Origin of the sequence: Citrobacter sp. Ce129 (assembly GCF_030334545.1) — a bacterium.
Lineage (GTDB): Bacteria > Pseudomonadota > Gammaproteobacteria > Enterobacterales > Enterobacteriaceae > Citrobacter > Citrobacter europaeus.
In genome coordinates, this window is the sequence record NZ_JAOWDS010000058.1 from 64,912 (window position 1) to 87,740 (window position 22,829).

The following is a 22,829-nucleotide window of genomic DNA, read 5'->3' on the forward strand; positions in this document are numbered from 1 at the left end:
GAAACTCTGCGTTGAAAAAAAACTTGAGTATTTCCGGCACTCAAATATCTTAGCTTCAAATTGGTTTAAACCAGATGAGCGAGATGAAAAAGAAAAACAATGTTGATGTGCTCAGAGAGCGCTTTGAAAGCTGGTTAAACGAAAATAATTTGCCAGCAGGATCCAAATTGCCCTCGGAAAGAGAGTTATGCGAGCTGCTGGATGCGAAGCGCATGACCTTACGTCAGGTTCTGATTGAGCTTGAGATCGATGCGCGTATTTTCCGCAAGAACCGCAGTGGTTGGTTTATTTCATCGAAACGATTTATTTATAACCCCAAATCACTTTCCAGTTTCAATGCCGAAGCCTGTGCTCAGGGGCGTAAACCTTTTTGGGATTATTTAACCAAAGAAACCATTGAGACGGTCCCGCATCATGTTGATGATGTTTTTCTCTCCACCGGTGAGCGCTATTTAGTTACCGGCTGGTGTGGTCTTGATTCACATAAAGTGTTTTACCATGAGTCCTACATTGATGCTGATGTTGCACCAGGATTCATAAACAAACTGGGCAATCAATCTTTTTCCAGCGTCTGGGAAGATGCGTTTGGTCATATTTTAAATATCAAAGAAATGATTTTTAAACCGGTAAATATGCCAGAAGTGGCGTGCAAAGAACTGGGCGTTGCGCCTAATACGTATGGAATTTTAGTAGAAAAACATCGGGCTACCCGAGATAAAAAAGTGGTTCAGGTTGATTTTGAATACTGGCGACTTGAATCAGTGGAACTTGTTATTCGTGATGAATGAGAAAACTATGGGAAAATGTAACCAGAAACTTCTTGCTGAACGTGCGAGAAATATACCACTGTACCTACATGCTTATGCCTTTCATCTGAATATGCGCTATGAGAGAGTCCTGCCTGGCGATCTTCTGGATATTGCGCATCAGCAGCAATTAAAGGGTGTGAAAATACATGTTGAGGATGGTGAATCCCAGTCACTGCAGAAAATAAACGATCGGCAGTTACACGATTTTAAAGAAAAGGCTAAAAAATATAACCTGGATGTGCATATTGAAACCAGCGCATCGGACCAGGCGACATTGACGGATGCAATTCGTATTGCTGTGGCAACTGGCGCAACGTCAGTTCGTTTCTACCCGCGCTATGAAGGGCATCTCAACGACGTTATGGCGAAGATTGCCAATGATCTTGCGTGGTTGTCTCAGTATGATGATTGTGGCCTGAGCTTTACCATTGAACAGCATGAAGATCTACAGGGTCATGAGCTGGTGACGCTGGTTAATAATAGTGGAATGAAGAATCTCTCTATTCTTTTTGATTTTGGCAACATGATTAATGCCAATGAGCAGCCGCTTTCTGCGTTAGAGGTCATGTCTCCTTTGATCACTCAGGTACATATTAAAGACGCAAAGATTATTAAAGAAGGTAAAGGCTGGGGGCATGAGGCTTGTCGTTCAGGATACGGTGATTTACCCATGGAAGAGATGCTCAAAGCATTATTACTCTTGGGAGAAGATAAACCACAAGTACATGCTTTTGGTCTGGAAGAAGAAGTTGAATATTATGCACCCGCATTTCGTTTTGATGATGAAGGTGATAATCCCTGGATCCCATGGCGCGATGCAAGTTATACGCCGCTACCCGACGCTGACATGATTGATGCGCGACTGGCGCAGGAAAAAGAACACGCTCTGGCTCAAATAAAATACATTCGTGACTTGTGTAATAAATTTATAGGTAATCAATAACTTTCATAATTTTACTAAATGCGAAAAGAGTTATGAAAATAACTCTACAGTTTTATTAATTATATAAATTAATCTAAATATTTCTCTCAACAAGCAATGAGGGTTTACTCATGTTCATGAATAAATGGGCAAGGCTCTGTTTTTTGATTTTAGGCGGCGGCACAATATTTAAACTTTCAAGTATGAAGGATGTTTTCTATGTGCCAATGCAAAGCGACTGGGGTTTAACTAATACGCAAATTGGCCTGAGTTTTACGGTTTATACTATTGTTCAGACAACCGGGCTTTTTCTTTCGCTTTATATCGCTGACCGTTATTCCAAGAAAATATTATTACCATTCGGTCTCATCGGCGTAGGACTTTGCGGCTTATATCTGGCAACGCTGCCGTCATTTACTGGTTATCTCATTTGCTTTGCCGCAATGGCATTCTTTGCCGATGTGGTTTACTGGCCGGTATTGCTGAAAGCCGTGCGTCTGCTGGGCACAAAAGAAGAACAAGGACGCATGTTTGGCTTTTTAGAAGCCGGACGCGGCGTGGTGGATGTCATCGTCGCATCTGGCGCTCTGTTTGTCTTCGTCCAGTTTGGTGAAGGTAAGGCGGGGATGCAGGCGGGTCTGTTGTTTTATACGGTTATTACGCTGGCGGCGGGCATTGTGACGTACTTTATTGTCGATGATGACAAAGTGAAAGGCGGCGAGAAAACCAGCGCCAATATGGAAGTTTTAAAGGGAATCAAACATGTGTTGTCCTGCCCTAACGTCTGGCTGGCTTCTTTAGGGATTTTCTTTGTTTACGCCGCATACTGCGGGCTGACTTACTTCATCCCGTTCTTAAAAGATATCTACATGCTGCCGGTAGCGCTCGTCGGGGCGTACGGCATCATCAACCAGTATGCGTTGAAAATGGTGGGAGGACCGATTGGTGGGCTGCTGGCGGATAAGGTTGCCAAATCGCCGACGGTATACCTGAAGTGGACGTTTTTGATCTCCGCCGTTGCGATGCTTGTTTTCATGCAGTTACCGCATCAAACAATGAACGTATACATCGGTATGGTAGCAACATTAGGATTTGGGGCGATTATCTTCTCCCAGCGCGCCATTTTCTTCGCGCCGATGGATGAAATTGGTACCCCACGTGAGTATGCCGGTTCGGCAATGGCATTTGGCTGTATCATCGGTTATATGCCCGCTATGTTTGCATACACGTTATACGGCTACTTACTGGATACCAATAGCGGCATCACGGGCTACAACTACGTCTTTAGCGTGATGATTGCGTTCAGCTTAATGGGCTTTATCTGTTCGACAATTCTGGTGAAGCGGATTAAAAAGCAAAAGCTAGCAGCTGCAGCGGCAACAGCATAAAGTGAGAGCTTCCCCGGCACGAGGTTACCGGGGAAGCCTGTTAAGCGCGTTTGTACAGCGGCAACCAAATCACCAGCCGTAAACCACCCAGTGGGCTGTCTTCGGCCTTCACCCAGCCACGATGCTGCTGGATTGCGGTTTCAACAATCGCCAGACCCAGACCTGTTCCGCCAGACTCGCGATCGCGCGCCTCATCGGTACGATAGAACGGACGGAAAATCTGTTCCCGGTCTTCAGGGCTAACGCCCGGGCCATCGTCATCCACAGTGATGGTAATCCCGTCGATATCCACCGCGAAGCCAACTTCAATCTTCGTGTGTGAATAACGCAGGGCATTGCGCACAATGTTTTCCAGCGCGCTTTCCAGCGCATTTGGGTTGCCGTACAGCGGCCAGGGACCCGGCGGGAAATTCACCGTGAGCGATTTACCCATCTGCTCGGCTTCAAAGGCGGCGTTATCCAGCACTTCGCCCCACAGCTGATTGGCTTTCACCGTTTCACTGACCAGCGCGTTTTTCTGCTGATTACGTGACATCACCAGCAGGTCGTTGATCATGCTGTCCAGCCGATGCGCTTCTGTTTCAATACGCTCCAGCTCTTTACTTTCACCGCTGCGACGGCGCAGCAGCGCGGTACCCAGCTGCAGACGCGTCAGTGGCGTTCTCAACTCGTGAGAGATGTCCGACAGCAGGCGCTGCTGCGTGGTCATCATTCGCTCCAGCGCCGTCACCATCTGGTTAAAGCTGGCGCCTGCCGCCAGAAACTCCTGCGGACCGGCTTCCAGCTCCGGATGCTGACGCAGGTTGCCCTGGGCCACTTCATCCGCCGCGTTTTTCAACTTACGCGCTGGTTTCGCCAGACTCCAGGCAAGCCAGAGCAATAGCGGAGAGCTGACTAACATGGTGACGATCAGCAACAACAGCGGTCGGTCAAACAGCAGGTTGATAAAGTCAGATTGTGAGCTGTTGGCTGGTCGAATGAGATACAGCTGGTAGTTATCTTCACCGTCTCTGACGGAGAAAGGCCCGACCATCTCAACGCGACCGTATTTTTTCTTTTGCGGATGGTCGGCGTTATCGGCCTGACCAATAAAGTTACGAATGATCTGCATTTCGTTGCGTTCTGCGCCGATCACGCGTCCTTCCGTCGTAACAAGCAATAACCGCTGTCCTGGCGGCGCCCACTTGTCTATCGCCCGAAACAAGCGACGCCACCACATCAAATCGTTGGGTGGGTCGTTCGCCAGTTCAGCTTCAACGTGTTGCTCAATCATCAACCCCTGGCGCTGCTCGCTGTCCAGTAGCTCGGTCATCTGGCGTGAATCGAGCTTGGGTAACATCAGTACCAACATCAACACCAGTGCCAGCGTCAACCAGAAGATGGCAAAGATGCGTGCGGTTAAGCTCCCTATCATGAAGCGGAGACCATCAGGTAGCCGCGACCGCGCAGGGTTTTAAACCACGGGTGTCCGTCTTTACGCTCTGGCAGCTTACGACGCAGGTTCGAGATATGCATGTCGATCGCGCGATCGAAAGGCGTCAGGCGTTTGCCCAGCACTTCCTGGCTCAGGTGTTCACGCGAAACCACCTGACCGAGATGCTGTGCCAGCAAATAGAGCAGGGTGAATTCGGTGCCGGTTAACTCCAGGGTTTGCCCGTCAAAGCTGGCTTCCTGGCGACCCGGATTAAGGCTTAACGCATCCACTTCCAGCGTCGGCGAACCGTTGTCGCTGTTCTGCTGTTGTTCGCTCCAGTGTGAGCGACGCAGAATAGCGCGGATGCGCGCGACCAGTTCACGGTCGTTAAACGGTTTGGGTAAATAGTCGTCCGCGCCCAGCTCAAGGCCAAGTACGCGATCCAATTCGCTGCCGCGAGCGGTCAGCATGATTACGGGTGTCTGGTGTGTCTGACGAAGTGCTTTCAGCGTATCGATGCCGTTTTTCTTTGGCATCATGACGTCGAGCAAAAGTAAATCGATGCTGTCATCCAGAAGCTCAAGCGCCTGTTCCCCATCATGGGCAACCAGCACATCGAAACCTTCCATTTCGAGCAACTCCTTTAACAGGGAAGTCAGCTCTCGGTCATCATCAACTAACAGGATTTTATTCATTGTTTACGTACCTCCGAGGCAGAAATTACGTCATCAGGCGTCGCTAATCTATGACTTTACGTTGTTTTACACCCCCTGACGCATGTTTGCAGCCCGAATCGTAAACTGTCTCTCGTTGAATCGCGACAGAAAAGATTTTGGGAGCAAGTGATGGGCAAAGTTACCGCTGCCGTCATGGCCTCAACGCTGGCATTCAGTACTTTAAGCCATGCAGCTGAAGTCGTCACAGGCGATCACTGGCACCTGGGTGAAGGCTCCGCGCAACGCAGCGTTCAGAGCCACATGTTTGACGGTATCAGTTTAACCGAACATCAACGTCAACAGATGCGAGATTTAATGCAGCAGGCAAGACACGAACAGCCTCCTGTTAATGTTAGCGAAATGGAGACAATGCATCGCCTTGTCACCGCAGAGAAATTTGATGAAAGCGCTGTGCGCGCTCAGGCAGAAAGAATGGCGCAAGAACAGGTTGCCCGCCAGGTTGAAATAGCCAAGGTCCGCAACCAGATGTATCGCCTGTTAACGCCCGAGCAGCAAGCGGTTTTAAATGAGAAACATGAACAACGAATGGAGCAACTGCGCGACGTAGCGCACTGGAAAAAAAGCTCATCGTTGAATTTATTGAGTAGTAGCAACTCACGTTCCCAGTAGTAACCCTGTTTTCCTTGCCATAGACACCATCCCTGTCTTCCCCCACATGATGTGGGGGTTTTTTTTGCCCAAAATTTGTCACTCGGTTATTGCCTGACTGTTTTACTTCATCCGTTATACTAGCGGCATATCCTGGCAGGAGTGTTTATGAATCAAACCTATGGGCGGCTGGTTAGCCGGGCGGCAATCGCGGCGACCGTGATGGCATCGCTGTTACTTTTGATCAAAATTTTTGCGTGGTGGTACACCGGATCGGTCAGTATTCTGGCAGCGCTGGTGGATTCTCTGGTGGACATCGCGGCCTCGTTAACCAACCTGTTGGTGGTGCGCTATTCGCTGCAGCCCGCAGATGATGAGCATACGTTCGGACACGGAAAAGCGGAATCGCTGGCGGCGCTGGCACAAAGTATGTTTATTTCCGGTTCGGCGCTGTTTTTATTCCTGACCGGGATTCAGCATCTCATCCAACCTACGCCGATGAAAGATCCTGGCGTCGGGGTGATTGTCACCATCATTGCGTTGGTGTGTACAATCATTCTGGTCTCGTTTCAGCGCTGGGTAGTAAAACGCACGCAAAGTCAGGCCGTCAGGGCGGATATGCTTCATTATCAGTCTGATGTTATGATGAACGGTGCGATTCTCGTGGCGCTTGGGCTGGCATGGTACGGCTGGCATCGCGCAGATGCCTTGTTTGCGCTCGGGATTGGCATCTATATTTTATATAGCGCATTACGCATGGGGTATGAGGCGGTACAGTCTTTATTGGATCGTGCTTTACCCGATGAAGAACGTCAGGAAATTATTGATATTGTGACGTCATGGCCCGGAGTCAGCGGCGCTCACGATCTTCGCACGCGGCAGTCAGGGCCGACCCGCTTTATTCAGATTCATTTGGAAATGGAAGATAATCTGCCGCTCGTTCAGGCGCATTTAGTGGCTGAACAGGTTGAGCAGGCAATTTTACGGCGTTTCCCGGGATCGGATGTCATCATTCATCAGGATCCTTGTTCGGTCGTACCCAAGGAAGGCAAGATGTTTGATCTTTCATAATTCGTTGTAAAAAAAGTGAACCGGGCCAGCATTTTGTGTATAAATTACCACCATTTGGCCTGACCTGAATCAATTCAGCAGGAAGTGATTGTTATACTATCTGCATATTCGTTGGATCGTTTCGATATGCGGAATCGACTTCCGGCAGCAGATTTCATTTTGCATTCCAAAGTTCAGAGGTAGTCATGATTAAGAAAATCGGTGTGTTGACAAGCGGCGGTGATGCGCCGGGCATGAACGCAGCAATCCGTGGTGTTGTACGTGCAGCGTTGACGGAAGGGCTGGAAGTCATGGGGATCCATGATGGCTACCTGGGTTTGTATGAAGACCGTATGGTCCAACTTGACCGCTACAGCGTGTCCGACATGATCAACCGTGGCGGTACGTTCCTCGGTTCTGCTCGCTTCCCGGAATTCCGCGACGAAAACGTGCGTGCGGTGGCTATCGAAAACCTGAAAAAACGTGGCATTGACGCGCTGGTTGTTATCGGTGGTGACGGTTCATACATGGGGGCAAAACGCCTGACTGAAATGGGCTTCCCATGTATCGGTCTGCCGGGCACTATCGACAACGATATCAAAGGTACCGACTACACCATCGGTTACTTCACCGCTCTGGGTACCGTAGTTGAAGCGATTGACCGTCTGCGCGATACCTCTTCTTCTCACCAGCGTATTTCCATCGTTGAAGTGATGGGCCGCTATTGTGGCGATCTGACCCTGGCAGCTGCAATTGCCGGTGGCTGTGAGTTCGTGGTGGTTCCTGAAGTGGAATTCAGCCGCGACGATCTGGTTGCTGAAATCAAAGCAGGTATCGCGAAGGGTAAAAAACACGCAATCGTTGCGATCACTGAGCACATGTGCGACGTTGACGAACTGGCGCATTACATCGAGAAAGAAACCGGCCGTGAAACGCGTTCAACCGTACTGGGTCACATCCAGCGTGGCGGTTCTCCGGTACCTTACGACCGTATCCTGGCATCCCGTATGGGCTCCTATGCCATTGAACTGCTGCTGGAAGGCCACGGCGGTCGCTGTGTAGGTATTCAGAACGAGAAACTGGTTCACCACGACATTATTGACGCTATTGAAAACATGAAGCGTCCGTTCAAAGGTGACTGGCTGGACTGCGCGAAAAAACTGTACTGATTGTATTTTTTGCGCGCCTGATGGCGCTTCGCTTATCAGGCCTACAGGTTGCAGAGACTTGTAGGCCTGATTAGACGTTAGCTGCCATCCGGCAAATCCTCAGATTTATTCCTTGAAGTTATAGCAAATCTTTTTTTATTCTTTAATGTTTGGATGCCTTTCTGGCACGCTTTGCTCATCACAACATCACATAAGAGAGCTGGGCGATGAACAAATGGGGCGTAGGGTTAACATTATTGCTGGCATCGACCAGCGTTCTGGCAAAGGATATTCAGTTACTTAACGTATCGTACGATCCAACGCGTGAGCTGTACGAGCAGTACAACAAAGCTTTTAGCGCGCATTGGAAGCAGGAAACTGGCGACAATGTCGTGATCCGCCAATCGCATGGCGGTTCGGGTAAACAGGCGACTTCCGTCATTAACGGCATTGAAGCCGATGTCGTGACGCTGGCACTGGCTTACGACGTAGATGCCATTGCTGAACGTGGTCGAATTGATAAAAACTGGATCAAGCGCCTGCCGGATAACTCCGCGCCGTATACCTCCACCATCGTGTTCCTGGTCCGCAAAGGCAATCCTAAACAAATTCATGACTGGAACGATTTGATCAAACCTGGCGTGTCGGTCATTACGCCGAATCCGAAAAGCTCCGGTGGCGCACGCTGGAACTATCTGGCGGCATGGGGCTATGCCTTGCACCACAACAACAACGATCAGGCCAAGGCACAAGACTTCGTGAAAGCCCTGTATAAGAACGTTGAAGTACTGGATTCCGGTGCGCGTGGCTCAACCAATACCTTCGTTGAACGCGGTATCGGTGATGTACTGATCGCCTGGGAAAACGAAGCGCTACTGGCAACGAACGAGCTGGGTAAAGACAAATTCGAGATAGTGACGCCGAGTGAATCTATCCTCGCGGAGCCGACCGTTTCCGTGGTCGACAAAGTCGTGGAAAAGAAAGACACCAAAGCGGTGGCAGAGGCTTACCTGAAGTATCTCTACTCCCCGGAAGGCCAGGAAATTGCAGCGAAAAACTACTATCGTCCACGTGATGCTAACGTTGCGAAGAAATACGAAAACGCATTTCCGAAGCTGAAGCTGTTCACCATCGACGAAGAGTTTGGCGGCTGGACGAAAGCGCAGAAAGAGCACTTCTCTAACGGCGGTACGTTCGACCAGATCAGCAAACGATAAATAAATCTGTGATTTACCGACCCGGTGGCTTAATGCGACCGGGTTTTTTATTTGTCATGGTTTTGCGTTACTCTTGCCCTTCAATGGGATACAGGAAACGCGTAATGAAAAAAGCAGGCTATCTTTTACTGGCGGTGATTGTGGTCGCCGCCGCTGCAGGTATCGGGTACTGGAAATTCACCGGCAACCCGGACGCATTACGCCAGATTGTTCTTCAGCAATGCCTGCCGCACCAGTTGCAGCAGCAGGATCCCGCGCCGTGCGCAGAAGTGAAGCCGGATGCCGGATATGTGGTATTCAAAGACCGAAATGGCCCTTTGCAATATTTGTTGATGCCCACTTACCGCATCAACGGTACGGAAAGCCCGCTACTGTTGAAATCAGGCACGCCGAACTTTTTCTGGCTGGCCTGGCAGGCGCGCAGCTTTATGAGCCAGAAAGACGGCCACGAAATTCCTGACAAAGCGGTATCGCTGACCATTAACTCGCGTAGCGGGCGTACGCAAAATCACCTGCACATTCATATCTCCTGCCTGCGAACTGATGTCAGACAACAGCTGGATGACAATCTGGCGAAAATCAGCACCCGCTGGCTGCCTTTACCTGGCGGGCTGCGCGGTCATGAATATCTGGCGCGCCGCGTCACGGAAAATGAACTGGCGCAACGCAGCCCATTTATGATGCTGGCAGAAGAGGTGCCGGATGCGCGTGAGCATATGGGCAGCTATGCGTTGGCGATGGTGCGTCAGAGCGATGAGTCTTTTGTCCTGCTGGCGACCCAGCGCAATCTGCTAGCGCTCAATCTCGCCTCCGCTGAGGAAATTCAGGATCATCAGTGTGATATTCTGCGTTAACCCCACCTAATCTGGCGTTTACTCCGCATGCTTGTCCCCGTATTCTTGTTGAAAAAAACAACAGGAGACAGGCATGTCGCTCTGGCTTACACACCCTCTGTTTATCCCCTCTCTGGTGGTTGGCATCACCATCCTGCTCTGGGCCACGTCGCTGCTGCCGGAGTTTATAACGGCGCTACTGTTCTTTGCCGTAGCGATGGTTGCCAAAGTCGCGCCTGCGGATGTGATTTTTGGCGGCTTCGCGTCGTCGGCGTTCTGGCTGGTTTTCAGTGGATTTGTGCTGGGTATCGCGATTCGTAAAACGGGGCTGGCGGACAGGGCGGCGAGGGCGCTGTCATCGCGGTTGACCGACTCCTGGCCGTTAATGGTGGCGAGCGTGGTGCTGCTGAGTTACGCGCTGGCGTTTGTGATGCCATCCAACATGGGCCGCATTGCGCTGCTGATGCCGATTGTCGCGGCGATGGCGAAGCGGGCCGGGATTAACGACGGTACGCGCGCCTGGTATGGTCTGGCGCTGGCCGTTGGGTTTGGCACGTTCCAGCTTTCCGCGACGATTTTACCCGCTAACGTACCGAATCTGGTGATGAGCGGCGCGGCGGAAGGCTCTTACGGCATCCACCTCAATTATCTTCCCTATTTGCTGCTGCATACGCCAGTTCTGGGCTGGCTTAAGGGGGCGGTGCTTATCGTGCTTATCTGCTGGCTGTTCCCTGGTAAGCCCCATGCGCCGCGCGATCTCACACCGCTGGAGCCGATGAGTCGGGATGAAAAACGCCTGGCCTGGATGCTGGCCGTGGTGCTGCTGCTGTGGGTTAGCGAAAGCTGGCATGGTATTGGTCCTGCGTGGACCGGGCTGGCGGCGGCGGTTATCACACTGCTACCACGGGTTGGTTTTATCAATGGCGATGAGTTTTCCACTGGGGTAAATATTCGCACCTGTATTTACGTAGCGGGTATTTTGGGTCTGGCGATCACCGTCACCCAGACCGGCATTGGCAGCGCTGTGGGCGAGGCGCTGTTACAGGTGATGCCGCTGGATGCGGAAAAACCGTTTACCAGCTTTCTCGCGCTGACAGGCATTACCACCGCGCTCAATTTTATTATGACAGCGAACGGTGTTCCGGCGTTGTATACCACGCTGGCACAAAGTTTTGCCGATGCGACGGGGTTTCCGCTGCTGTCGGTGATTATGATTCAGGTATTGGGATATTCCACACCGCTGCTGCCGTATCAGGCTTCGCCGATTGTGGTGGCGATGGCGCTTGGGAAAGTGCCTGCGAGGGCGGGGATGTTGCTGTGCATTTCGCTGGCGGCGGCAACGTATCTGTTGCTTCTGCCGTTGGATTATCTCTGGTTCAGTATGCTGGATAAATTATAACTGTATATAAATGTTAATTTTTTGTTTTGTGAGATGATGAATTGTTTTATTTGGGCTGATGGCGGTTAATACCGGGGCGCAGATTTGTGCACTGGAAACTCAAGGATTGATTCATGGACAGTTTGACCCCTATCCGCTGTTGGCCTGCCATCATTTCGCTCGCGATCACGCTTACCATCTGGTTTGTTATCCCGTGTCCGCCTGATGTCACTCCGCAAGCGTGGCATCTGCTGGCGTTGTTCATTGGTACGATCGCAGCGATTATCGGTAAAGCCATGCCCATTGGCGCCATTGCGGTTGTGGCGATTATGCTGGTGGCGATGACCGGCGTCACTAACCCCGGTAAACCCTCGGCCGCGCTGAACGATGCCTTGAGTGGCTTCTCTAATCAACTGATTTGGCTGATTGGTTTATCCATCATGCTGTCGCAAAGCCTGTTAAAGACCGGGTTGGGCGCGCGTATTGGCTACGGGTTTATTGCGCTGTTTGGTAAAAGAACGCTGGGTATTGCGTGGGCATTAACCCTTGCGGAAACGCTGATCGCACCCGTAACGCCAAGCAATACCGCGCGTGGCGGCGGCATTATCCATCCGGTAATGCGGGCGATTGCGGAAAGCCTCGGATCGCAACCGGGCAACAACGAGAATGGCTCAACGGGCCGCTATCTGGCGCTGGTGAATTACAACATTAACCCCATCAGCTCGGCAATGTTCATCACCGCGACCGCGCCTAACCCCTTAATCGTTAGCTTTTTAACGAAGGGAACGGATGGGGTGCTGAATATGACCTGGGGAATGTGGGCTATCGCCGCGCTGCTTCCCGCGGTGGTCTCACTGGTCGTCATGCCGATTGTTATCTGGTGGCTCTACCCGCCAGCCATCACACGCACGCCAAATGCGCCTCAGTTCGCACGACAAAAACTGGAGGCGCTAGGTCCGCTTTCACTGGCAGAGAAAATTACCCTGGCCGTCTTCATTTTGCTGCTTTGCCTGTGGGCGGGCGTTCCCGCAATGTTGATGGGCAGTAGCTGGAGTGTAAATCCTACCAGCGCCGCGTTAATTGGTTTGTCGATTCTGTTGATGACGGGCGTATTAAGCTGGGATGACATTCTTAAGTGCCGTGGAGCATGGGATACCATAGTCTGGTTCGCCGCGCTGGTGATGATGGCGGATTTTCTCAGCAAGTTGGGGTTGGTGGGGTGGCTGGCAACCAGCGTGGGTAGCGCAATCGACCATCTGGGTGTGCACTGGAGTATTGCGACGCTACTGCTGATCCTGCTTTACGTCTACTCGCACTACTTTTTCGCCAGTACAACTGCACATATTACGGCGATGTTCGCTGCGTTCTTCGCCGCAGGATTAGGCCTGGGGGCGCCGCCGGCGCTACTTGGGTTGATGCTCGGCTTCTCCTCCTCGCTGATGATGTCGCTCACGCACTATGGCACGGGTACTGCGCCTATCATCTTTGGTTCAGGCTATGTCACGCTGGCGGAGTGGTGGAAAACGGGGCTGGTAATGAGCGTGGTCAACCTGACCATTTGGGGGGTAACCGGCGCCTTTTGGTGGCACTGGCTGGGATACTGGTAGACCTGATGCGACGGGAGGAGTGCTCCTCCCGTCATACAACTTAAGCCTGTTTAGCGGCTTCTGCTGCTTTAACGATGACCGCGAAGGCATCTGCTTTCAGAGAAGCACCGCCAACCAGCGCGCCGTCGATGTCCGGCTGAGCGAACAGCTCAGCAGCGTTGGCTGCGTTCACGGAACCGCCGTACTGGATGATAACTTGTTCAGCGATTTTCGCGTCAGCTTTAGCAATGTGATCACGAATGAATTTGTGAACAGCCTGAGCCTGAGCAGGAGTTGCAGATTTACCGGTACCGATAGCCCATACTGGTTCGTAAGCGATGACGACGCCTTCGAATGCTGCCGCGCCCTGAGTTTTCAGAACGGCGTCGATCTGACGTGCGCAGACTTCTTCAGTTTTGCCCGCTTCGTTTTCTGCTTCGGTTTCACCGATGCACAGAACCGGAGTCAGACCCTGTTCTTTCAGAATGGCGAATTTTTTAGCGATCAGCTCGTCAGACTCTTTGTGGTAAGTACGACGTTCAGAGTGACCGATGATGATGTACTGCGCGCCGATATCTTTCAGCATTTCCGCGCTTGTTTCACCGGTGAATGCGCCAGACAGGTTCAGGTCAACGTTCTGCGCGCCCAGAATGATGTGGCTACCGGCAGCGGCGTGTTTCGCCAGGTCGATATACATTTCCGGCGGAGCAATCGCTACTGCACAGCCAGCAACGCCAGCCAGTTCTTTACGCAGATTAGCAACCAGTTCGTTTACCATGTGGCGGCTGCCGTTCAGTTTCCAGTTACCCATCACTAAAGGATGTCGCATTTCATTTCTCCACGCTTGTCAGCGAATTAAGGAATATGGCCGCCCGTCAGGGCAGCATGGTCTGTGAAACAGTATAGAGATTCATCCCCTGAAAGGCTTTGCTTTTTATCATTTCCCCGTCATTCTGCACGTTGCAGGTGCGTTGGCTGTACTCTCTCACCCCTGTCACTTACTGATGTAAGCTCCAGGGGATTCGTTGCGTCGCCGCCTTCCTGAAACGTGAATAATTTAGGGGGAATTCGCCTTCTCAAGACTTTCTGATAGTGCCAGCTTAATCGGTTCAACAGCGAAGGTCAGCCCCTTTTCCCCGTTATCTGCAACAACATAGCGAATTGCGCCTTCAGTTTCGGCGTAATAGTGCTTACCTTTGCCCGCTGAGAGCAGTTTTTGCAGCTTTTTCTGGCTCTGTTCTTTCGTCAGCAGCGGCGCGACGGTGCGGATGACGGCGCTCATATATTCCAGCGCTTTCGCTTTGGCCGCCTTTTGGTCTGGTCCCTGAATCGGCAACCAGGTTATTTGCATACTTTTGATTTTTAAGGTGCCGCGCTCAAGGGCGGAGGACGCATACAGGTTTTCATTGATTTTGCTGGCCGCGCGGGTGAGATTTGCCCGATCGCGACTGCTGTCGATGGCGCGGAACTCATTCAGGATAAGCTTCGGATTCTGCGTATTAAAGTTTTCGCGAAACTGGCTAATCGACAGGTCAAAAGTCGGCGCACCCGCCAGTAAATAGGGGGCCGTGGTTGCCGTCGATGGCGCTTCCGCCAGTGCCGCAGTGCTTGCGGTTAAGGCTGAAAACAATAATAAAAACAGTGTAAATCCTTGCTTCATCAATCGTACCTTTCATTCTCACTGCTCACGATTAAAACGGTAACCGTCGAGCTTGTCAAAAGGGTAAACTGTTCTGGAAGGTAATAATAAAGGAACTTACATGACCATACAGCAGTGGTTATTCTCATTTAAAGGGCGCCTCGGGCGCCGTGATTTCTGGATTTGGATAGGTCTGTGGATTGTCGGTATGTTGGTTCTGTTCTCGCTGGCGAGCAAGCAATTACTCGATATTCAGACCGCGGCATTTTGTCTGGTGTGTCTGCTGTGGCCGACGGCGGCAGTGACGGTAAAACGCCTGCACGATCGGGGACGTTCCGGGGCGTGGGCGCTGTTGATGATTCTGGCCTGGATGCTGCTTGCCGGAAATTGGGCGATGTTGCCCGGCGTCTGGCAATGGGCAGTTGGCCGCTTTGTTCCGACGCTGATTCTGGTCGGCATGCTCATCGATCTGGGCGCGTTCGTTGGCACCCAGGACGAAAATAAATATGGTAAAGATACGCAGGACGTGAAGTACAGAGCTGACTCGTAGGCCGGATAAGGCGCGTTAGCGTCGCCATTCGGCAAAATGCCCGGGGGCGCTTACCGGGCAAGTAAAACGTTCTTACCAGTAGTGCTCAGCAGTCATATGGCCCGGTCGACGGCGCAGATGTTTGGTCATCTGCCGGGTTTCTTTCAGCAGTTGCTGCGTATCGCGTACCATTTGTGGATTTCCGCACAGCATCACATGGCTGGTTTCTTTATCCATTGGCAGCCCTACCGCTTTTTCCAGTTCACCGTTTTCAATCAGCGCCGGTACGCGCCCGGTCAGCGAATCTGCAGCTGTCTCCCGGCTGACAACCGTCTGGATGCGTAATTTACCTTCATAGCGCTTTTCCAGCGCCTGCATCAACGGCAGGTAGCTCAAATCGGCGGCATAGCGCGCGGCGTGGACCAGCACCAGATTTTTAAAGCGATCCAGGTCTCTGCCTAACTGCAGAATCGACAAATACGGGCCGATAGCCGTGCCGGTTGCCAGCATCCATAGCGTTTCGCAATCAGGGACCTCATCCAGCACGAAGAAGCCAGCGGCTTCACTCACCACCTGGACTTCATCGCCAGGTTTTAGCGCCGCCAGGCGGGGGCTGAGTTTACCGTCGGGAACCGTCACCAGATAAAATTCTAAGTCGGGGTTGTCAGGCGCATTGACGTAGGAATAGGCGCGCTGGACGCGCTCGCCGTCGATCTCAAGGCCAAGCTTGGTGAACTGACCAGCAGTGAAAGGAAGAACCGGAGCTCGCACGGTCAAACTAAACAGGGCATCGGTCCAGTTCTGCACCTTTGTGACTTTGCCTGTTACCCAATCTGCCATGGTTTTCTCCTGTCTGCTTTGATTGCCTTATCTTCGTTCGTTGGAGGAAAGATTTCCAGCCCGGATGGGCTGGAAGGCTCTATTGATCAAATCAATTACAGGATGTGCGCCTGCACATCGGGATCTTTGCGATCGAGGTAGTGAATCGACTGAATGCGGCGGATCGTGCGCGATTTGCCGCGGATCAGCAGCGTTTCGGTGGTCGCGATATTGCCTTTACGGCTAATCCCTTCCAGCAGATCGCCTTTGGTGATGCCGGTGGCGGAGAAAATGACATTGTCGCTGCGCGCCATTTCATCCAGACGCAGCGCTTTGCCTGCTTCGATGCCCATAGCGGTACAGCGGGCCAGTTCCTGCTCGCCAATACGACGGTTCTCTTCGCTGTCGCCTTTGACGTCGTGACGCGCCAGCAGACGGCCCTGCATGTCGCCGTCCAGCGCGCGGATCACGGCTGCGGAAACCACGCCTTCCGGTGCGCCGCCAATGCCGTACAGCACATCAACTTCACTGTCTGGCATGCAGGTCAGAATCGAGGCCGCAACGTCGCCGTCAGGAATAGCGAAGACGCGCACGCCCAGTTTCGTCATCTCTGCAATAACTTCGTCATGACGTGGTTTTGCCAGAATGGTGACGGTTAGATCACTCAGCGGTTTGTTCATCGCGGCTGCAATGTTTCGCAGATTGGTTTCCAGCGACAGGTTCAGATCGATGGACCCTTTTGCGCCAGGGCCGACAATCAGCTTTTCCATGTACATGTCCGGCGCGTTCAGGAAACAGCCTTTATCGCCCACCGCCAGCACCGCCAGCGCATTCGCCTGGCCCATGGCCGTCATGCGCGTGCCCTCGATAGGATCGACGGCGATGTCGACTGCATCACCGTGACCGGTTCCGACTTTCTCGCCGATGAACAGCATCGGCGCTTCATCAATCTCACCTTCGCCAATCACGATGGTGCCGTCAATGTTGACCTGATTGAGCATAATACGCATGGCGTTTACCGCCGCGCCGTCAGCGGTATTTTTATCGCCGCGGCCCAGCCATTTATAGCCAGCCAGCGCGGCCGCTTCGGTCACGCGTGAAAATTCAATGGCAAGTTCTCGTCTCATTGCAAACTCGTAGCAGAAAGGAATGGCGCGAAGTGTAGCACAGGGGAGGGTGGGCGATTATTGATGTGTGTGCGGGGTTGCCCCCGCACGAAGATATTGCCGGATAAGGCACAGTCGCCATCCGGCAATGACGTATTACTCGTCGTGATCTTCCCACGCCATGGCGCGTTTGACCGCTTTTTTCCAGCCGCTGTAGCGGAAATTACGTTCGGTGGTTTCAATGCCAGGGCGGAATTCACGCTCGATAACCGCTTTCTCCTGCAGCTCATCCAGATTTTGCCAGAAGCCAACAGCCAGACCGGCGAGGTATGCCGCACCCAATGCGGTGACTTCGCGGACTTCCGGGCGCTCAACGCGTGTGCCGAGAATATCGGACTGGAACTGCATCAGGAAGTTGTTGGCTACCGCACCGCCATCGACGCGCAGGGCATGCAGACGAATACCGGAGTCAGCCTGCATCGCTTCCAGTACGTCACGGGTCTGATAAGCAATTGACTCAAGCGTTGCACGGATGATGTGGTTGGAGTTTACGCCACGGGTCAGACCGAAGATGGCGCCACGCGCATACGGGTCCCAGTACGGTGCGCCAAGGCCGGTGAATGCCGGAACGACGTACACGCCGTTGGTATCTTTCACTTTGGTAGCGAAATATTCGGAGTCGAATGCATCGCTGATGAGTTTCATTTCATCACGCAGCCACTGGATGGAGGCGCCAGCCATAAATACCGCACCTTCCAGCGCGTAGTTCACTTCCCCGGTCGGTCCGCAGGCGATGGTGGTCAGCAGTCCGTTTTCGGACTTAACGGCTTTCTCGCCGGTGTTCATCAGCATGAAGCAGCCGGTACCGTAAGTGTTTTTCGCCATCCCTTCCTTCACGCACAGCTGGCCAAACAGTGCCGCCTGCTGGTCACCGGCAATACCGGAGATAGGAATACGCGTGCCGCCCTTACCACCGATGTTGGTCTGACCGTACACTTCAGAAGAACGACGTACTTCTGGCAGCATGGCTCGCGGAATATCCAGCGCATCCAGCATCGTGTCATCCCAGTCCAGAGAGTGGATGTTGAACAGCATGGTACGCGAGGCGTTGGTGTAATCCGTTACGTGTACGCGTCCCTGCGTCATTTTCCAGATAAGCCAGGTGTCTACGGTACCGAACAGCAGTTCACCGCGACGAGCGCGCTCACGCGAGCCTTCTACGTGGTCGAGGATCCATTTCACTTTGGTGCCGGAGAAGTACGGGTCAATGACCAGACCGGTGTTATTGCGGATGTACTCTTCCATACCGTCGCGCTTGAGCTTTTCGCAGATATCCGCGGTACGACGACACTGCCACACAATGGCGTTATAGATTGGTTTACCGGTTTCACGCTCCCAGACGATGGTGGTTTCACGCTGGTTGGTAATACCGATCGCTGCAATCTCATCGGAACTGATATCGGCTTTCGCCAGAACTTCTACCAGCGTTGAGCTTTGGGTCGCCCAAATTTCCATTGGGTCGTGTTCTACCCAACCTGCTTTCGGGTAGATTTGCTCGAATTCACGCTGTGAAACGGCAACGATATTCGCATCGTGGTCCATTACGACCGCGCGGGAGCTGGTGGTGCCCTGGTCGAGCGCAACGATATATTTTTTTTCAGTCATAATTTTTTTGTCCCGTAGTCACATTACTGCGAAGCTTTTTGTTGAGTGTTGGTCGCAACGTCTTTTTCTTCAATCGTGCAGACATCGCACGGTAAATGACGACCAATCAGTTTGCGATATGCCCATGCGCCTAAAATCGCGCCGGTAATCGGGCCAAACACCGGGACCAGGAAGTAAGGGATATCGCGACCACCCGTGAAGGCAATCTCACCCCATCCGGCCATCCAGGCGAAGAGTTTCGGTCCGAAGTCACGTGCCGGGTTCATGGCAAAACCTGTCAGCGGCCCCATGGAAGCACCAATAACGGCAATCAACAAACCGATCAGCAGCGGTGCCAGCGGACCACGAGGCACACCGTTACCATCGTCGGTCAGAGCCAGAATCAGCCCCATTAGAATAGCGGTAATGACCATTTCAACCGCGAAGGCCTGCACAAAATTGATATGCGGATTCGGGTAGGTGGAGAAAGTACCTGCCAGACCCAGGCTCTCGGTACTGCCGCGCACGATATGGTTAGTTTGTTCGAAATCGAGGAAAAGATTGTAATAAAGCCCGTAAACCAATGCCGCTGCGCAAAAGGCGCCGGCAATTTGCGAAATAATAAAAGGGACAACTTTGCGTTTATCAAAACAGGCGAACAGCCAGAGTGCGATGGTTACCGCTGGATTCAGATGTGCACCAGAAACGCCTGCGGTCAGATAGATAGCCATTGCTACCCCCAGACCCCAGATGACACTGATTTCCCACTGACCAAAAGTAGCCCCAGCTACTTTGAGTGCAGCGACACAGCCCACACCGAAGAAAATCAACAACCCGGTACCGAGGAATTCAGCAATGCACTGGCCTTTTAAGGTTGAGGTTTGACTCATAATCGGATCCTGAAGAGAGTTTAATGTTTATTGTTTGCGAGAAGGTCACTGACATCCCCGGAGCCGGTAGGCACACTGTTAATTTATCGTTAACGCGCAAAAACGAGAAATATCGAAATTAAAATGTGTGTACTCCATCAACAAAATGAGCGTTTTCGCGCCATTGCGCGGTATTTGTTATACAAAAATAGTGTGAGCTGAATCATTTCACTGAACAACCTGTTAACACTTAAGAGTTATGACAGTAATGTCACCAGGAGAAAGACTAAAAGTGTTGCAAACCGCAATCTGCGCGGGATGCCGCTGGACAGGGATGACGCGGCTTCATACAATCGGTGTTAAGTAGAGTGCGCTCGTTTTTATTAAGGCGTCGCCGGTTATCGGGACGAGGATTTTTATCCATCAACGCCTTGCAATTCAGGAGAGGTATGACGATGTCATTAGAAGTGTTTGAGAAACTGGAAGCAAAAGTACAGCAGGCGATTGATACCATCACGCTGTTGCAGATGGAAATCGAAGAGCTGAAAGAAAAAAACAACTCACTGTCGCAGGAAGTTCAGTCTGCACAGCAGCAGCGTGAAGAGCTGGAGCGTGAGAACAACAACCTGAAAGAACAGCAGAACGGCTGGCAGGATCGTCTGCATGCCTTGCTGGGTCGTATGGAAGAAGTCTAATCCTCGTCATATTTCACGTTATGGCGGCGTTGGCTGCGTGCATTCACCCCAGTCACATAGTGGCCTATGCTCCTGGGGATTCACTTACTTGCCGCCTTGCCCTGACGCGAAATCTTTAGAGGATTTAGAGTACGAGTTTGTAGGCCGGATAAGGCGCAAGCTGTCATCCGGCAATACAATAGCTTACCGCAATACAACGTTCGTTTCAGGCATTCAAACCCCCATCTACGTCCAGACCGGTGCCGGAAATCTGCCCAGCCGCTGGGCTTGCCAGAAACGTTACCGCCGCTGCAACATCCTCCGGTGTTCCATAATGCCCTGTAGCAATAAGCTGCCGTTGGGATTCTGCCTGCTCGCCATCTGCTGGGTTCATATCACTGTCAGTTGGGCCAGGATGGACAAGATTAACGGTAATACCCCGTGGGCCGAGATCGCGAGCCAGGCCACGGGTTAGCGAGTTGAGCGCTGATTTAGTCATCGCGTAAACAGCAATCCCCGGTTGGGCGACGCGGTTGGCAAGGCAACTGCCAATATTGATAATTCGCCCACCTTCAGGGAGATGTGGCAACGCGGCCTGTATGGCAACCACCACGCCACGGATATTCACGTTAATCAATGCGTCGATGTCTTCCAGTGACATCGACTCCAGCGGGCCGCCGCGCGCGATCCCAGCGTTGTTGACCAGAATATCCAGTCCTCCAAGTGACTGTACCGTGCGGTTTACGGCGTTCTGAATTGCCTGAGCGTCAGCACTGTTTGCCTGAATGGCCTCACCATGGCGGCCAAGCGCTGTAATTTCATCGGCAACGGCCTGGGCTTTCTCCGCAGATTTTTCATAGGTTATAACAACATCAGCACCGGCTTTCGCCAGCGACAGTGCGATGGCGCGCCCTAACCCTCGACTGGCCCCTGTGACCAGCGCTTTTTTACCTGTCAGATCGATATGCATGATGACCTCGTGATGAGAGTGATGAGATTCATCATTAGGTATAGAGAGAGTTTTTTCTTCGTCAATGCGCAGGATGGGGGAATCGAAAGGGGGAGCGGCAAAAAAAAGCCAGTCAGTTGTTTAACTGACTGGCCTCACACCGACTTGCGGTATTTTCTTTACTCGATATCGAGCGGGTCTTCGGAGAGGATTATCCCGGTGTTGTCGGCGTACAGGTGGTCGCCGGAGAAGAACGTCACGCCGCCAAAGTTGACGCGCACATCGCTTTCCCCAATCCCTTCACCTGCAGCACCTACCGGAATGGCGGCAATCGCCTGAATGCCGATATCCAGTTCTCCCAGATCGTCTACCTGGCGGACTGAGCCGTAAATGACCAGACCTTCCCATTCATTCTGTACGGCCAGTCTTGCCAGTTCGGCATCGACCAGTGCACGACGGACAGAACCGCCGCCATCGACCAGCAGAACACGACCACGGCCGTTTTGTTCGAGCAGATCGTACAGCAACCCGTTGTCCTCGAAACATTTTACCGTGATGATTTGTCCGCCAAACGACGCCCGTCCTCCAAAGTTAGAGAACAGCGGTTCCACGACGTTGACATCTTCCTGATAGATGTCACAAAGCTCGGATGTATCGTATTTCATAGGCTTAACGTTCAGTTGCTGCGAGAATTTTTAGTATATCGCGCTATGTGTACTGTTGGCAAAATCATCAATTGTTAATTAGTGTCCAGATCAATAGCTATTCGTATTTTTCATTGAAAAACAGGTGATTACTGATTTTTAAAACAGCCGATAATGACCTACAATTACCCGGATTTCCCTCTGTAAAGTATCCCCGAGGTATCTCCGGTAGATTGCTGGAACATAAAAGAAAGCCCTATGAGAACGATCAGATTCACCAAAGCCGTGCTGATGGAACTCCCCGTTCCTGATGCCGGCAAACGCCTTGAATATGCTGATAGTGTCGTTAATGGGTTGCGTCTGCGCGTTACGTCTAGTTGCAGCAAAAGTTTTAGTGTGTCCCGAAAGCGCGACGGAAAATTTTACCGTGTGACGTTGGGCAAGTTCCCGGATATGACTATTGAGCAGGCCAGAGAGCGGGCATATGGTTTGGTGGCCCGTTCAGGCGTGAAGAAAAAGGCAGTAAAGCCCAGGCTGATTTATGGGCCCGTGTTCTGCGTGCTGTCTATCGCTATGCATATGATAGCTACCGTGATAAAGATGGCGGGAGATTGTTACCGGATCCGCCCACAACCATTTTAAGTATAAAAATGCTTTGGAATGGAAATACACGGAGAACAACTAATATCAGAAATAATGATTTAGGCAACTGGCTCACGGCCCTTGATACCGTAAGACAATGGGCTATAGCAGGCTATAAAACTGATGTGTTGATGGGGGTTGAAGCCCAACCGTACGGAAATGTACGCTAAGAACGTAACCTTATGATTTTAATCTTATAAAGTTTTTGCATTATTGGTTTGATTTACGTTGATTTGATGACCAG

23 protein-coding genes are annotated in these 22,829 nt (G+C 51.9%); 13 read left to right on the plus strand and 10 right to left on the minus strand.

The window, feature by feature from the left end; all coding sequences use genetic code 11:
* Positions 1-83: 83 nt before the first annotated feature.
* The 3 genes from OGV77_RS09300 to OGV77_RS09310 all read left to right on the plus strand — a co-directional run bounded on the left by OGV77_RS09300 (position 84) and on the right by OGV77_RS09310 (position 3,119).
* On the plus strand, positions 84-788 hold the full coding sequence (locus tag OGV77_RS09300) for a GntR family transcriptional regulator (RefSeq protein ID WP_047407429.1): 705 nt from the start codon (positions 84-86) through the stop codon (positions 786-788).
* Between the two features lie 7 nt (positions 789-795).
* Entirely contained in the window at positions 796-1,752 is a 957-nt protein-coding gene (locus OGV77_RS09305; protein WP_075146351.1) for a sugar phosphate isomerase/epimerase family protein, read from the plus strand.
* Between the two features lie 116 nt (positions 1,753-1,868).
* The gene (locus OGV77_RS09310; RefSeq protein ID WP_087050728.1) at positions 1,869-3,119 is read left to right on the plus strand and encodes an MFS transporter; all 1,251 of its coding nucleotides are present in this window, start codon (positions 1,869-1,871) and stop codon (positions 3,117-3,119) included.
* 40 nt (positions 3,120-3,159) lie between these two features.
* Here OGV77_RS09310 and cpxA read toward each other — a convergent pair whose 3' ends face one another.
* Positions 3,160-4,533, minus strand: a complete 1,374-nt coding sequence (gene cpxA, locus OGV77_RS09315; RefSeq protein WP_087050707.1) for an envelope stress sensor histidine kinase CpxA — start codon at positions 4,531-4,533, stop codon at positions 3,160-3,162.
* Positions 4,530-5,228, minus strand: coding sequence for an envelope stress response regulator transcription factor CpxR (gene cpxR / locus OGV77_RS09320; RefSeq protein WP_005121756.1), 699 nt, complete (start codon positions 5,226-5,228; stop codon positions 4,530-4,532). The genes cpxA and cpxR overlap by 4 nt, the downstream gene beginning before the upstream one ends.
* Positions 5,229-5,378: 150 nt before the next feature.
* Between cpxR and cpxP the strand changes: the two genes are divergently transcribed.
* From cpxP to OGV77_RS09355, 7 genes are all read left to right on the plus strand, one after another.
* Positions 5,379-5,879, plus strand: a complete 501-nt coding sequence (gene cpxP / locus OGV77_RS09325) for a cell-envelope stress modulator CpxP (RefSeq protein WP_043018911.1) — start codon at positions 5,379-5,381, stop codon at positions 5,877-5,879.
* Between the two features lie 147 nt (positions 5,880-6,026).
* A complete protein-coding gene (gene fieF, locus OGV77_RS09330) occupies positions 6,027-6,929 on the plus strand; it encodes a CDF family cation-efflux transporter FieF (RefSeq protein ID WP_043018912.1) in 903 nt (300 codons plus the stop codon).
* Between the two features lie 185 nt (positions 6,930-7,114).
* The gene (gene pfkA / locus OGV77_RS09335) at positions 7,115-8,077 is read left to right on the plus strand and encodes a 6-phosphofructokinase (RefSeq protein ID WP_043018913.1); all 963 of its coding nucleotides are present in this window, start codon (positions 7,115-7,117) and stop codon (positions 8,075-8,077) included.
* A 206-nt stretch (positions 8,078-8,283) separates the two neighbouring features.
* Complete coding sequence (gene sbp, locus OGV77_RS09340; RefSeq protein ID WP_075145398.1) at positions 8,284-9,273, plus strand: sulfate/thiosulfate ABC transporter substrate-binding protein Sbp; 990 nt, start codon at positions 8,284-8,286, stop codon at positions 9,271-9,273.
* 104 nt (positions 9,274-9,377) lie between these two features.
* A complete protein-coding gene (locus OGV77_RS09345) occupies positions 9,378-10,127 on the plus strand; it encodes a CDP-diacylglycerol diphosphatase (protein ID WP_043018915.1) in 750 nt (249 codons plus the stop codon).
* A gap of 73 nt (positions 10,128-10,200) precedes the next feature.
* Positions 10,201-11,505 carry an SLC13 family permease gene (locus OGV77_RS09350; RefSeq protein ID WP_087050706.1) on the plus strand — a complete coding sequence of 435 codons (1,305 nt, stop codon included), beginning with the start codon at positions 10,201-10,203 and terminating at the stop codon, positions 11,503-11,505.
* A gap of 113 nt (positions 11,506-11,618) precedes the next feature.
* Entirely contained in the window at positions 11,619-13,091 is a 1,473-nt protein-coding gene (locus OGV77_RS09355) for a DASS family sodium-coupled anion symporter (protein WP_043018917.1), read from the plus strand.
* A 40-nt stretch (positions 13,092-13,131) separates the two neighbouring features.
* Here the strand turns inward: OGV77_RS09355 and tpiA are convergent, their stop codons facing one another.
* Together tpiA and OGV77_RS09365 are read right to left on the minus strand one after the other, a co-directional pair.
* Positions 13,132-13,899, minus strand: coding sequence for a triose-phosphate isomerase (gene tpiA, locus OGV77_RS09360; RefSeq protein WP_043018918.1), 768 nt, complete (start codon positions 13,897-13,899; stop codon positions 13,132-13,134).
* 228 nt (positions 13,900-14,127) lie between these two features.
* A complete protein-coding gene (locus OGV77_RS09365; protein WP_080625890.1) occupies positions 14,128-14,730 on the minus strand; it encodes a YiiQ family protein in 603 nt (200 codons plus the stop codon).
* Positions 14,731-14,830: 100 nt separating this feature from the next.
* Here OGV77_RS09365 and OGV77_RS09370 point away from each other — a divergent pair, with 100 nt between their 5' ends.
* Positions 14,831-15,259, plus strand: coding sequence for a DUF805 domain-containing protein (locus tag OGV77_RS09370; RefSeq protein WP_043018920.1), 429 nt, complete (start codon positions 14,831-14,833; stop codon positions 15,257-15,259).
* A 72-nt stretch (positions 15,260-15,331) separates the two neighbouring features.
* Here the strand turns inward: OGV77_RS09370 and fpr are convergent, their stop codons facing one another.
* The 4 genes from fpr to OGV77_RS09390 form a co-directional block, all read right to left on the minus strand.
* Positions 15,332-16,078: a ferredoxin--NADP(+) reductase gene (gene fpr, locus OGV77_RS09375; RefSeq protein ID WP_087050704.1), complete on the minus strand. Its 747-nt coding sequence runs from the start codon at positions 16,076-16,078 to the stop codon at positions 15,332-15,334.
* A 95-nt stretch (positions 16,079-16,173) separates the two neighbouring features.
* On the minus strand, positions 16,174-17,184 hold the full coding sequence (gene glpX, locus OGV77_RS09380; RefSeq protein ID WP_043018922.1) for a class II fructose-bisphosphatase: 1,011 nt from the start codon (positions 17,182-17,184) through the stop codon (positions 16,174-16,176).
* Positions 17,185-17,319: 135 nt separating this feature from the next.
* Positions 17,320-18,828 (minus strand): glycerol kinase GlpK, encoded by a 1,509-nt coding sequence (gene glpK / locus OGV77_RS09385; protein WP_043018923.1) that lies wholly within the window; start codon positions 18,826-18,828, stop codon positions 17,320-17,322.
* A gap of 23 nt (positions 18,829-18,851) precedes the next feature.
* Positions 18,852-19,697 carry an MIP/aquaporin family protein gene (locus tag OGV77_RS09390; RefSeq protein ID WP_087050703.1) on the minus strand — a complete coding sequence of 282 codons (846 nt, stop codon included), beginning with the start codon at positions 19,695-19,697 and terminating at the stop codon, positions 18,852-18,854.
* A 428-nt stretch (positions 19,698-20,125) separates the two neighbouring features.
* Here OGV77_RS09390 and zapB point away from each other — a divergent pair, with 428 nt between their 5' ends.
* Entirely contained in the window at positions 20,126-20,371 is a 246-nt protein-coding gene (gene zapB, locus OGV77_RS09395; protein WP_019077914.1) for a septal ring assembly protein ZapB, read from the plus strand.
* A gap of 205 nt (positions 20,372-20,576) precedes the next feature.
* On the opposite strand, the gene OGV77_RS09400 is transcribed toward zapB, so the two are convergent.
* Both OGV77_RS09400 and rraA read right to left on the minus strand, forming a co-directional pair.
* Positions 20,577-21,320 carry an SDR family NAD(P)-dependent oxidoreductase gene (locus OGV77_RS09400; protein WP_043018925.1) on the minus strand — a complete coding sequence of 248 codons (744 nt, stop codon included), beginning with the start codon at positions 21,318-21,320 and terminating at the stop codon, positions 20,577-20,579.
* Between the two features lie 158 nt (positions 21,321-21,478).
* Positions 21,479-21,964 (minus strand): ribonuclease E activity regulator RraA, encoded by a 486-nt coding sequence (gene rraA / locus OGV77_RS09405; protein ID WP_043018926.1) that lies wholly within the window; start codon positions 21,962-21,964, stop codon positions 21,479-21,481.
* A 237-nt stretch (positions 21,965-22,201) separates the two neighbouring features.
* On the opposite strand from rraA, the gene OGV77_RS09410 reads away from it, so the two are divergent.
* Positions 22,202-22,585 carry an integrase arm-type DNA-binding domain-containing protein gene (locus tag OGV77_RS09410; protein WP_087050702.1) on the plus strand — a complete coding sequence of 128 codons (384 nt, stop codon included), beginning with the start codon at positions 22,202-22,204 and terminating at the stop codon, positions 22,583-22,585.
* The last annotated feature ends 244 nt before the right edge of the window (positions 22,586-22,829 follow it).